Here is an 11,124-nt window from a genome sequence, read left to right as displayed (position 1 = left end):
CCGTCATCCCCAAATGATCACGCAAAAAGCCAGACAATAACGTCCGTCCCTCAACTTCACCGCTCACAGCTACGCCGTTCACAGTCATCGAAATCTTCATCAGATTTTCCTCCCTTAAATTTTCGGGTCAACCACCGAACAGGCGCTTGAACCAACCTTTTTTCTCTTCCGGCGGCTCTGCCTGTGCTGGCTCAACCGACGTTTCTGGCTCAGCAGGGGCCGCGGCCGGTTCGGGCGCAGCCTCGGCAGGCGCGGGCCGAGGGTCTTCCTCGACCACATTCTGGAAATTCTCAAAGAACTGGTCGGCCATTTTCTTGGCCACGCCATCAATGACCCGCCCCCCTAGCTGAGCCAGCTTGCCGCCCACGCGCGCATCGACATTATAGGCCAGCAACGTCCCCTCCGGCGCATCCGACAAGGTGACTTCTGCTGCACCCTTGGCAAACCCGGCGGCCCCGCCTTTGCCTTCCCCAGATAGCTTGACGCTTTCCTGATCCACCATGTCCGACAGGGTCACTTCACCTTTGAACGTCGCCTTTACGGGCCCGACCTTCTGCACCACGGTCGCGGCAAACCCATTTTCGGCTGTCCCCGACATCTCTTTGCAGCCGGGGACACATTCTTTCAGAATGTCGGCCGATAGCAGTGCCTCCCAGACTTTGGAACGTGGGGCCGCAATGACGCGGCTGTCATGTAGTTCCATGTCACTCCCTCCAGTATTTTCGGTTAAGCTACGCGGTGATCTGCCCGGTGCCTATAAGACCTTGGGTGTAGTCACCGCAGTTTCGGCGGTGCATGCGTCAGGCCGTACGCGGCGAATATCTGCTCGATCCGGCCATCCTGAAGTGCTGCATAAATCGCATCGTCCACTGCATAGCTGAGGCCGCGATAGGCGAAATGAACCGCAACGCCACTGGTCCAGCTGCTGACGGCAAAACCGGGCAAGGGCGGCGTGTGCAGATCCAATTCGGGCGTCAAACCGGCTTCGAGCTGAGCGCGTGGGCCCATTGCCGCCATGGTGTCACCTGCCGCCAAGGCCTCCATCGCAAGACCCGCTGTGGGAAAGCGGTGCACATTCTGCGCAAGCTGGCCGCCTGGAAAGGCAGACAGGTAGAAATCAGCAATCGAGTCATTTTCCACCGCGACCGTATCAAAGCGGAAATAGGCCGGAACGGGCGGGTCTTCGGGGTATTCATCCTTGCGATAGGCAATCGCGATTTCTTCATCGTGATACTGACCGGTGAAAACCACTTGTTCTACCCGACAGGCGAATTCACTGTCATAGGGGACGTGTAGCATCACATTGGCGACACGTCCGTTGATCAAAGGGCCTTTCCAGACCCAGTTGCGTAGGTCGGCTTCAAGATTTTCTCCTGCGGCGACCAGATTGAACCGAGCTTCGACACCCAGATCTTCGGCAATCAACTTGCCGATTTCTATATCGACGCCCTGAATCCTGCCGTCTTCCTCGAACGACCACGGGGCGAAATCCTCATAGGCTGCGAACTCAATATAACCGCGCTCGATAATGGTATCGAGGTCGGCTCCCACGATGTCACGGCTGGCGTTTTGCGGTTTGGGTTGGGGCACATGATCTTCACACCTGGCCATTGCTTGCCCAGTGGTCAGGGCCGCAGCCAACAGGGAGAAAACAAAAAAGCGTCCGATCATGTGCCCCACTCTGCCGATCTATTGCGCGGCAGACAAGCCGATGGTCAGCTGTTCCGCTGCCTCGGCAAAGTTCGGGCTGTCCCCCGAAATCAAAACAGCGGCGCGCAGGGCGACGCTATCGGCCACGGGCGCGCCCGAGCCGGTCTCAATCGTTCCCGCAATCTCGCTGAGTTCAGATTGTAGCGCGGCTGCGTCTCCGTCGCCGCCGTTGGCCATCGCGGCCAGCAGATCACGGATCTCCTTCAGCCGGTCGGAATGATCGTCCAAAGCCCCGTCATCGGGACGGGTTTCTATATATGTGCGGATGGCCCACGCGGCCTTCTGGCCCAAAAGCTCGCCAAAGGCGGGCATCTTGGTGATCCCGTTCTGAGTGTAACCTTCGCGGAACCGCTCGGCATACCATTCATCGCCATATTCTTCGGCCTCAAGATACCTCAGATCAGGGGCCAACCCGCCCGAGACAACACCCAAACCATGGCATCGCGCGCAGTTCTGGTTATAGCCGGAATCACCAATTTCAATCGCCGCCTGCCAGACCTCTTCTCCCTTGTCGCGGTAAGGGTTCTCGATCAGCCACTCATCGCCCACATCGGGCAGAGCGTCAGTATTGACGGGCTGCGGGGCGACATCGCCATGGGCCAGCGCCATGCCGCCAGCCATGACGGCGCCTAGCATTACGCTATAAAAACCTGGACGCATCTTATCCTCCTCTACGACGCTTTCCCCGGTCATAGCTTAGCAGAATTCAGCATGGAATTAGACCTTGGTTGCACATTGGGGGGTAGCTGCGACTAAGGTCTAATGGTCCCGAAAGGGATGAGCAGATTTTATCAAATTGCTAGGGAGGAGGCGTCGACATGAAAACCTATTTGCGCGCCTTGATCGCTTCGGTTCTGCTGCCGGTCGCAGCTTTTGCCGAGGTTGAGGTTTCGGTCACATATTTGCAGATGCAGGCACCGCGGCCTCCGGTTTTATCCAACCTTGATCCGATTCCGGACGATCTGGGCGTGGCAGGGGCCGAGCTGGCCTTGACCGATAATCTGACAACCGCGAAATTCCTGGGGCACAAATACAATCTGTCCGTCACATCCGTTCCCGAAAGTGGCGATTGGCTGACCGCAGCCCGTCAGGCTTTGGCGGATAGCCCTTTTCTAATCCTCGATGCGCCTGCACAAGCGCAACTGGACGTTGCTGACCTGCCTGAGGCGGCGAACGCTATTCTGCTAAACGCATCCGCGTCTGATCTGAATGTGCGAGACCAGAATTGCCGCGCCAATCTGCTGCATACTTTGCCGTCGAACATGATGCGCACCGATGCGCTGGTTCAATTTCTGGTCAAACGCCGCTGGGACGAGTTGGTGATGATCACCGGCGTCCATCCCGGTGATCAGGCCTTTGCACAGTCTCTCAAACGTTCGCTGGAAAAATTCCGTCTGGAGCTGAGCGCCGAAAAGACATGGGAATTCGACGCCGACCTGCGCCGCAACGCCGCCCAAGAGGTGCCGCTGTTTACACAGGAATTCGGTGACTATGACATCCTGCTGGTCGCCGATGAATTGGACGATTTCGGCCGGTATATCGAATTCAACACATGGCAGGCCCGCCCCGTGGCAGGGTCCGACGGACTGCAACCTGTAACGTGGTCGCGTGTGGTGGAACAATGGGGCGCGGTCCAGATGCAAAACCGGTTCACCGAACAGACCGGCCGCAGCATGATGCCAAAGGATTATGCAGCATGGGCCGCCTACCGGACTTTGGGCGAGGCAGTGACACGCACGCAATCCAGTGACCCGACCGTTTTGCTCGACTACATCCTGTCGGACGATTTCGAACTGGCCGGGTTCAAGGGCAGGGCGATGAATTTCCGGTCCTGGAACGGGCAGTTGCGGCAACCGATCCCATTGGTCACCGACCGCGCCGTCGTTGCGATGGCGCCGCTGGAGGGGTTCTTGCACCAGCGCACGGAACTCGACACGTTGGGACTAGACGAGGGCGAAAGCCAGTGTCAGGCATTCAGGGAGTAACTGGGATGAGATTGACAGCACTTCTGGCGGCGACCGCCCTCTGCGCACCGGCGGCCGCGGACGAAATGTGGATCAGCAATGAAAAGGACGACACGCTGAGCGTGATCGACATCCAGACGCTCGAGGTGATCCGTACGATAGAAACCGGCGAACGCCCACGCGGGATCACCTTTTCCAAGGATTTCTCGGTGCTGTATATCTGCGCCTCGGACAGCGACGCGGTGCAGGTGATGGACCCGGAAACGGGCGAGATCCTACACGATCTGCCCTCGGGCGAGGACCCCGAGCAATTTGTGCTGCACCCCAATGATCGCCATCTTTATATCGCTAACGAAGACGACGCGATCACCACCGTAGTCGATACGGAATCGCGCACCGTAATTGCTCAGATCGACGTCGGGATTGAGCCCGAAGGGATGGCTGTGTCCCCCGATGGCAAGATCGCCATCACCACGTCCGAGACCACCAACATGGCTCATTGGATCGACACCGAAACGCAAGAGCTGTTCGCCAACACTCTGGTCGATTCCCGCCCGCGCCACGCGGAATTCCTGAAGGATGGGACCGAGCTTTGGGTCAGCTCGGAAATCGGCGGTACCATCACGGTGTTCGACGTGGAAACACAGACCGAAAAGGCCAAGATCGAGTTCGAGGTCGAAGGTGTCCACCCCGACCGGGTGCAACCCGTGGGGTTTGAACTGTCCAACGGGGATGAGACCGCCTTTGTCGCGCTGGGACCGTCGAACCATGTGGCGGCCGTGAATGCCGAAACCTATGAGGTTGAAGACTACATCCTTGTGGGGCGTCGCGTCTGGCACATGGATTTCAACGCCGACAAATCGCTGCTGTTCACCACAAACGGCGTATCCGGCGATGTGACCGTGATCGACGTGGCGAAACGCGAACCCATCAAGACAATCAAGGTCGGACGCTTCCCCTGGGGCGCGGCCTTCCGTCCGACCAACTGAAAGAATTTCGAGGAGACTTAAGAGATGAAGCAAGTGATATGCGTGGCCGCGATGATGGCTATGGCTTTGCCAGCTGCGGCTTTGGCCGATGATGACGATGACGGATTTGGTCTGGCCGGAATTTTGTCGGCGAAGAACAAAGAAGACCTGCCGCCGATCACTCTGTCCGCCGGTGTGCCTCTGGCCGAGGCCTCGTGGGTGCTGAAATCCGGCATGTATTACGAGTTCGAGATTCAGGGCGATGGCAGTCAGGAACTGGCTTTGGTTGGTCCTGAATTCTTCCGCGCGATCTGGGTTGATGAAATCGTCGTCGAAGGACTGGAAATCCGCCCTCTGGGGCTGGACTCGGTCGAATTCGATGAAGCTGGTGAGATGGAAATAGGCTTTGTCGCGATCAAGCCGGGCAGCTACTATCTGAAAGTGCCGGGCAGCACCGGCGAAACACAGCGGCTGGAGATTACCATTCAGTGACAGGGCTTTCAGTCCGAAATGTCAGCTACGCCTATGGCGAGAAACGCGCGCTTGATGATGTGAGCTTTCATGTCCCCCAGGGCGCGTTTTGTGCGTTGCTGGGACCGAACGGAGCAGGGAAGTCGACCCTGTTTTCTCTTCTGACACGGTTGTTTACCACGGCGCAGGGCGTGATCGAGGTTGCAGGGTTCGACATCTCAAAACAGCCCCGTCAGGCGCTGGCTCAGATTGGCGTGGTGTTTCAACAACCTACGTTGGACCTGGATCTGACGGTGCACCGCAACCTCAGTTATTTCGCCGCTTTGCACGGGTTGGCGGGGCGCGATGCCGAAACGCGGATCTCAGCCGCGCTTGACCGGCTGGACATGGCCGAACGCGCGGCCGAACGCACCCGCGACCTGAATGGCGGGCACCGTCGAAGGCTGGAAATCGCACGCAGCCTAATCCATTCCCCCTCGGTTCTTCTGCTGGACGAGCCAACTGTTGGACTGGATGCGGCCGCCCGAAAAGCCATCACGCAGCATGTCCATGCGCTGTCGCAGCAGGACGGGCTGACCGTGCTCTGGGCGACGCATTTGACCGACGAGATCGAGCCGGATGACCACGTCGCCATCCTTCATCGTGGCAAGCTGCTGAAACAGGAACTGTGCAGCGACCTGACCAGCGGACAACCTTTGCAACACGTCTTTCTGTCCATGACAGGGGCCACGGCATGACCGGCACGCTGATTGCCCTGCGCGCCATTCTGATACGCGAGGCACTACGCTTTGTTCGTCAGCGCGGCCGATTTGTCGCCGCGCTGGTGCGCCCTCTGGTCTGGCTGATTGTCTTTGCCGCCGGATTTCGCGCGGCATTGGGCCTGTCTATCACGCCACCCTATCAGACCTATATCACATATGAGATTTACATCGTGCCCGGCCTGTGCGGTATGATCATGCTGTTCAACGGGATGCAAAGCTCTCTCAGTCTTGTCTATGACCGCGAGATGGGCTCCATGCGCTTGCTGCTGACCAGCCCTTTGCCCCGCTGGTGGCTTTTGTTTTGCCGCTTGCTGGCCAGCACGACGATCTCGATCCTGCAGGTCTATACCTTTCTTGCGGTCGCCGCGGTTTACGGCATCGATATGCCAATCATTGGTTATCTGCTGGTGTTCCCGGCACTGATCGTGGCGGGGCTGATGCTCGGCGCGTTGGGGTTGGCGCTGTCCTCGGCCATCAAGCAGCTTGAAAATTTCGCGGGGGTTATGAACTTTGTCATCTTCCCGATGTTCTTCCTGTCCTCGGCGCTTTACCCGCTGTGGAAGATGGCCGAAAGCTCGGCCCTGTTGCGCGATATCTGCGCGTTCAACCCTTTCACCCACGCGGTCGAGTTGATCCGTTTTGCGCTCTACGGGCAATTCAACGCCGCAGCCCTCGGATGGACGATTCTAGCCGGGTTTATTTTCCTGGGACTTGCGCTTCGGGGATATGATCCGGCGCGGGGAGTGAAGAAACCCCGCGGGTAGAGCCTCTACGACCATGGCAGACGTGAAATCGCGCGAGTGTTGAGGTAGACTACCCCAAAACCAGAGGGCTCGACCATGATCCGTATCGCTGCACTGTCCCTGTTCATAGCGTCCGCCGCCTCGGCCCAAACGGTCGAGGATGAGTTCGGCACGCTCAACCCGCAGGACACAGGATGGGGCAAGGTCATGAGCAATATCGACAACGGTATCACCGACATGACCACCTGCGCGTCGGGCTACTACATGACCAAGTCAGGGCGGCATGATCTGGCGCGTACTTTGTTCAGAACCTGCGCCGAGGCGGGCTATACCGGAGCCATGACATGGATGGGTCAGTTGGACAATAACGGTCTAGCGGGTCCCTATGACCCGGACGCAGCCGCCGCATGGGACAAACGCGCCGCCGATCTGGGCGATCCGGTTGGAAAGTTCAACTATGGCCTCAACCTGCTGCGCGGGCACGGTGTGGCGCAGAATCAGGAACTGGGACGCGCCTATGTCGATGAAGCCGCGCGGGAAGGGCTGAAAATCGCCAAACGGCTGCAAGAATCGGGCTATGATCCGAACGAGGTCACACCCGACGCGGATGAATGGAAATACGCGCCCCTGTTCTGAAAAGCGCAATATCCCCACATTTCTACGACCAAAGGATGAGGGTGCGCCTTCAGTTTCTTGATGTACGTCAAGCCCTTGCCCCCAGCGGAATTCGTATCATTCGAAAAACGTTTGGAGGACCCTATGAAACACCTCGCCTTGTCACTTGGCCTCGTCGCTTACGCCATCTCGGCCCAACCCGCGCTGGCTCAATCCACCTTCGACCGCATCAAGGTTGACGCCGGTGAAGATCTGTTTTTCTCGGAATGTCGACGTTGTCACGCGCCGGATGCCACGGATCCAAGCTATGGGCCTCAGTTGGACGGGATCGTAGGGCGCAAGGCAGGAACCGTTGACGGCTATGACTATTCAGACGCGCTTGCAGGTTCCGGTATCGTCTGGACGCCCGCAGCACTGCGCGCATGGATGGAGGACAATGACGGTTTCATGCCCGGCACCAAGATGCGCCATGTGGGTATCGAAGACCGAACGATTCAGGATTTTATTCTGGCTTACCTGAGCAGCCTTTCCGCGCAATAAGCCTATTCAATCACGATACCTGGCAACCAGTGGCTGTCAGGGTCGGATTCGTGGATGTCATCATGCTTTATCGGTCTGAGGTTCCCGGCCTCGGGCGGTGCAGACAACACGTCCATGTCCATTTCGTGCAATTGCCCAACAAGATGGTCGCCGTCCGCGTTCAAGCGGTAGTAAATGCCGTTCCACATGTTGATACCGTATTCGGTCGCGCCCTTATGGATGAACAAAAGATCATATTCCAGATCGGTCAGATCCTCTGCGGAAACATACCGCTGCAACTCGTAGGGGTAGGGGACATGGCACCAGTGTTTGTCCGGGCCTTCCAAGCACTTAAACGGGCGCATTGACAAGAAATGTTCGGAAAACACCTCGTCATTGAATTCGAGATCGTAGATCGTTGTCTCGCCATTTGGCGAGAATTTTACGTACCCTATCAGTATTCTATGCCCAGCATCATCAACGAGAAAAATCTCTTTCTGCCCGGTTAACGGTTTGGCCACCGAAGGTAGGGCCGAAGCAAGGCCAAGCAGCAAAATGCTTGAAAAAAGCCGTCGCATTGTATCCTCCCTTCAGAAAAAGTTGGGTCACACTAGTTGAAATCGTCCGCTCAAGCCCTACGACCATTGTGCAATTTCACCGAAGGACTCTCCCGCGAATAATACTCTCGCCAACAATCCCGACGTGTCGGAGATTCGGCACGGAGGAAAGACATAAGTCTAGGGAGGACACCGATGAGCCGGTTTATCATGGCGGCAGTTGCAAGTGTGATTGCAACGGGCGCGGCCTATGCAGAAGTTACCGAAGACGATCTGGCGAACGACCAAACGATCACCACGCAGATCGTGACCAATGGCATGGGGCGGCACTTGCAGCGCTACAGCCCGCTGGACATGCTGAACAAGGACAACGTCGATAACCTGCTGCCCGCCTGGGCCTTCAGTCTTGGCGGTGAAAAGCAGCGCGGTCAGGAAACCCAGCCGCTGATCTACGACGGTATGATGTATATCACCGGATCCTACTCGCGCCTCTATGCGATTGATCTGAAGACCGGTAAAGAAGTCTGGCAATACGACGCGCGTCTGCCCGAAGGCATTCTGCCCTGCTGTGACGTGGTCAACCGTGGTGCGGCCATCTATGGCGACATGGTCATCTTTGGCACGCTGGACGCACGGATCGTGGCGCTGAACAAGGACACGGGCGATGTTGTCTGGCGCGACAAGATCGCCGACTACAAAGCGGGCTATTCCTATACAGCGGCTCCACTGATCGTCGACGGGCTGGTGATCACCGGCAATTCGGGTGGTGAGTTCGGCATCGTTGGCGCGGTTCAGGCGCGGGACGTCAATACCGGCGACCTAGTCTGGGAACGGCCGGTGATCGAAGGCCATATGGGCACGCTGAACGGCGAAGAAAGCACCATGACAGGTGAGCTGAACGCAACCTGGCCTGGCGACATGTGGAAAACCGGCGGCGGCGCGACGTGGCTGGGCGGCTCGTACGATGCCGACACCGACACGTTGGTCTTCGGCGCGGGCAACCCGGCCCCCTGGAACAGCTGGTTGCGCAATGCAGGGACCCCGACCGAAGGCAACAAGGGCGACAACCTCTATGCCGCCAGCCGCATCGGGATCGACCCCAAAACTGGCGACATCAAGTGGCACTTCCAGACCACGCCGCGCGAAGGCTGGGATTATGACGGCGTAAACGAAGTCGTCGCCTATACCGACCGCGAGGGCAATCAGCGCTATGCAACCGCCGACCGCAACGGGTACTTCTATGTGCTGAACCGTGAAGATGGCGGGTTCGTATCTGCCACGCCCTTCGTCAAGGATATCACATGGTCCTCCGGGGTGGATGAAACCGGTCGTCCGATCTTTGTCGAAGATAACCGCCCCGGTGATCCTGCAGCGGCAGCCGATGGTAAGAAAGGTGAAGTGATCTTTGCTTCGCCCTCGTTCCTGGGTGGCAAGAACTGGATGCCGATGGCGTTTTCGCAGAAAACCGGCAATTTCTATGTGCCTTCCAACGAATGGGGCATGGATATCTGGAACGAGCCGATCACCTACAAGAAAGGTGCCGCCTATCTGGGCGCGGGCTTTACCATCAAGCCGAACTACGAAGACCATATCGGCTCGCTCAAGGCCATTGACCCGGATACCGGCGAATGGAAGTGGGAATACAAGAACGACGCGCCGCTTTGGTCGGGCGTGATGACCACTGCTGGTGGTCTGGTGTTCTTCGGCACACCCGAGGGCGAGTTCATTGCTTTGGATGATGAAACCGGCGAAAAGCTATGGTCGTTCCAGACCGGTTCGGGCATCGTCGGTCAGCCTGTAACTTGGGAACAGGATGGCGAGCAATATGTCTCGGTCATCTCGGGTTGGGGCGGCGCGGTTCCGCTTTGGGGTGGTGAAGTGGCCAAAAAGGTCAACTACCTGAACCAGGGTGGCACTTTGTGGACCTTCCGTCTGCCGAAAGAGCTGGCCTCGGCAAACTGATACAAGGGTCTTTCGATCCAAGCGCGCGCCCCAAACGGGCGCGCGTTTTCTTATACGACTTTTCGCCAGTTTGCGGCATTCCATTCCCTTGCTACGCTTGGTTAAATTGGGCAACCCATTGCAAAGGCCAAGACCCATGCTTGCAAACCCTCAAGGGCAAAATGATTTCGAAAACGTCCTGATCGTCGATGATCACCCACTGTTTTGTGATGCGCTTTCGATGACGCTGCAAAGCGTTGCACATATTGGCGAGATCCACACCGCCGACCGGCTGGAAGACGCTCTGACCATGATTGCCGAAGGTCTGAAACCGGACGCGGTTATGCTTGACCTGAACCTGCCTGACGTGGATGGGTTGGACGGTCTGGTGCGCTTGAAAGCGGCAGCCAAAGCACCTGTGATCGTTGTGTCCTCTATGACGGACAATCGGGTCATCAGCCAAGTTATCCACGGGGGAGCCTCAGGCTACGTCCCAAAGCACAGCCAGCGCGATGTGTTCCGCACGGCCTTTGAAACGGTCCATTCCGGTGGTGTATTCCTGCCCGAAGGATGCGTGCTGATCGACGAAGAACAAGATGACGAACAAAGCGATGCAGTTGGGCGGCTGGCCACCTTGACCAATCAGCAATCCCGTATCCTGCAATTGATCTGCGAGGGCAAACTGAACAAGCAGATTGCGTATGACCTGTCCATCGCAGAGACGACCGTAAAAGCCCATGTGACTGCAATCATGCGGAAACTGGGGGTTCAAAGCCGGACACAGGCCGTTCTGATCGCCAAGAAAGCCTCGTTCGCCAGCGTCTTGCAAGAACAAGGCTAACCGTATTACGTTCGACTCTCGTCGCGCTTTAGGG

General features: G+C 57.6%; 13 protein-coding genes and 1 pseudogene. 9 read left to right on the top strand and 5 right to left on the bottom strand.

What is annotated here, in order from left to right:
* From ACR0L1_RS22835 to pedF, 4 genes and pseudogenes are all read right to left on the bottom strand, one after another.
* Positions 1-103: pseudogene (locus ACR0L1_RS22835) on the bottom strand ((2Fe-2S)-binding protein); the annotation flags it as partial.
* A gap of 24 nt (positions 104-127) precedes the next feature.
* Positions 128-703 (bottom strand): SRPBCC family protein, encoded by a 576-nt coding sequence (locus ACR0L1_RS22830; RefSeq protein ID WP_480860933.1) that lies wholly within the window; start codon positions 701-703, stop codon positions 128-130.
* A gap of 71 nt (positions 704-774) precedes the next feature.
* On the bottom strand, positions 775-1,671 hold the full coding sequence (locus ACR0L1_RS22825) for a transporter substrate-binding domain-containing protein (RefSeq protein WP_170791701.1): 897 nt from the start codon (positions 1,669-1,671) through the stop codon (positions 775-777).
* Between the two features lie 18 nt (positions 1,672-1,689).
* Positions 1,690-2,370 (bottom strand): cytochrome c-550 PedF, encoded by a 681-nt coding sequence (gene pedF, locus ACR0L1_RS22820; protein ID WP_170791700.1) that lies wholly within the window; start codon positions 2,368-2,370, stop codon positions 1,690-1,692.
* 158 nt (positions 2,371-2,528) lie between these two features.
* Here pedF and ACR0L1_RS22815 point away from each other — a divergent pair, with 158 nt between their 5' ends.
* The 7 genes from ACR0L1_RS22815 to ACR0L1_RS22785 all read left to right on the top strand — a co-directional run bounded on the left by ACR0L1_RS22815 (position 2,529) and on the right by ACR0L1_RS22785 (position 7,772).
* Positions 2,529-3,695, top strand: coding sequence for an ABC transporter substrate-binding protein (locus ACR0L1_RS22815; protein WP_480860931.1), 1,167 nt, complete (start codon positions 2,529-2,531; stop codon positions 3,693-3,695).
* Between the two features lie 5 nt (positions 3,696-3,700).
* On the top strand, positions 3,701-4,663 hold the full coding sequence (locus ACR0L1_RS22810) for a YVTN family beta-propeller repeat protein (protein ID WP_480860929.1): 963 nt from the start codon (positions 3,701-3,703) through the stop codon (positions 4,661-4,663).
* A gap of 24 nt (positions 4,664-4,687) precedes the next feature.
* The gene (locus ACR0L1_RS22805) at positions 4,688-5,134 is read left to right on the top strand and encodes a hypothetical protein (RefSeq protein ID WP_480860927.1); all 447 of its coding nucleotides are present in this window, start codon (positions 4,688-4,690) and stop codon (positions 5,132-5,134) included.
* A complete protein-coding gene (locus tag ACR0L1_RS22800) occupies positions 5,131-5,850 on the top strand; it encodes an ATP-binding cassette domain-containing protein (RefSeq protein WP_170785525.1) in 720 nt (239 codons plus the stop codon). The genes ACR0L1_RS22805 and ACR0L1_RS22800 overlap by 4 nt, the downstream gene beginning before the upstream one ends.
* A complete protein-coding gene (locus tag ACR0L1_RS22795) occupies positions 5,847-6,638 on the top strand; it encodes an ABC transporter permease (RefSeq protein WP_480860926.1) in 792 nt (263 codons plus the stop codon). Before ACR0L1_RS22800 ends, ACR0L1_RS22795 begins: the two co-directional genes overlap by 4 nt.
* 75 nt (positions 6,639-6,713) lie before the next feature.
* Entirely contained in the window at positions 6,714-7,253 is a 540-nt protein-coding gene (locus ACR0L1_RS22790) for an SEL1-like repeat protein (protein ID WP_174819528.1), read from the top strand.
* 123 nt (positions 7,254-7,376) lie between these two features.
* Positions 7,377-7,772, top strand: coding sequence for a c-type cytochrome (locus ACR0L1_RS22785; RefSeq protein WP_480860924.1), 396 nt, complete (start codon positions 7,377-7,379; stop codon positions 7,770-7,772).
* 2 nt (positions 7,773-7,774) lie between these two features.
* Here ACR0L1_RS22785 and ACR0L1_RS22780 read toward each other — a convergent pair whose 3' ends face one another.
* Complete coding sequence (locus ACR0L1_RS22780) at positions 7,775-8,329, bottom strand: hypothetical protein (RefSeq protein ID WP_480860922.1); 555 nt, start codon at positions 8,327-8,329, stop codon at positions 7,775-7,777.
* Positions 8,330-8,503: 174 nt separating this feature from the next.
* On the opposite strand from ACR0L1_RS22780, the gene ACR0L1_RS22775 reads away from it, so the two are divergent.
* Positions 8,504-10,270, top strand: a complete 1,767-nt coding sequence (locus tag ACR0L1_RS22775) for a PQQ-dependent methanol/ethanol family dehydrogenase (protein WP_170775724.1) — start codon at positions 8,504-8,506, stop codon at positions 10,268-10,270.
* Between the two features lie 136 nt (positions 10,271-10,406).
* Positions 10,407-11,090: a response regulator gene (locus ACR0L1_RS22770; RefSeq protein ID WP_170791694.1), complete on the top strand. Its 684-nt coding sequence runs from the start codon at positions 10,407-10,409 to the stop codon at positions 11,088-11,090.
* Positions 11,091-11,124: the final 34 nt, after the last annotated feature.

This window comes from Ruegeria sp. J8, from assembly GCF_056531925.1.
Note: the sequence above shows the minus strand (reverse complement) of the source record. Positions and strands in the feature narration are given on the sequence as shown.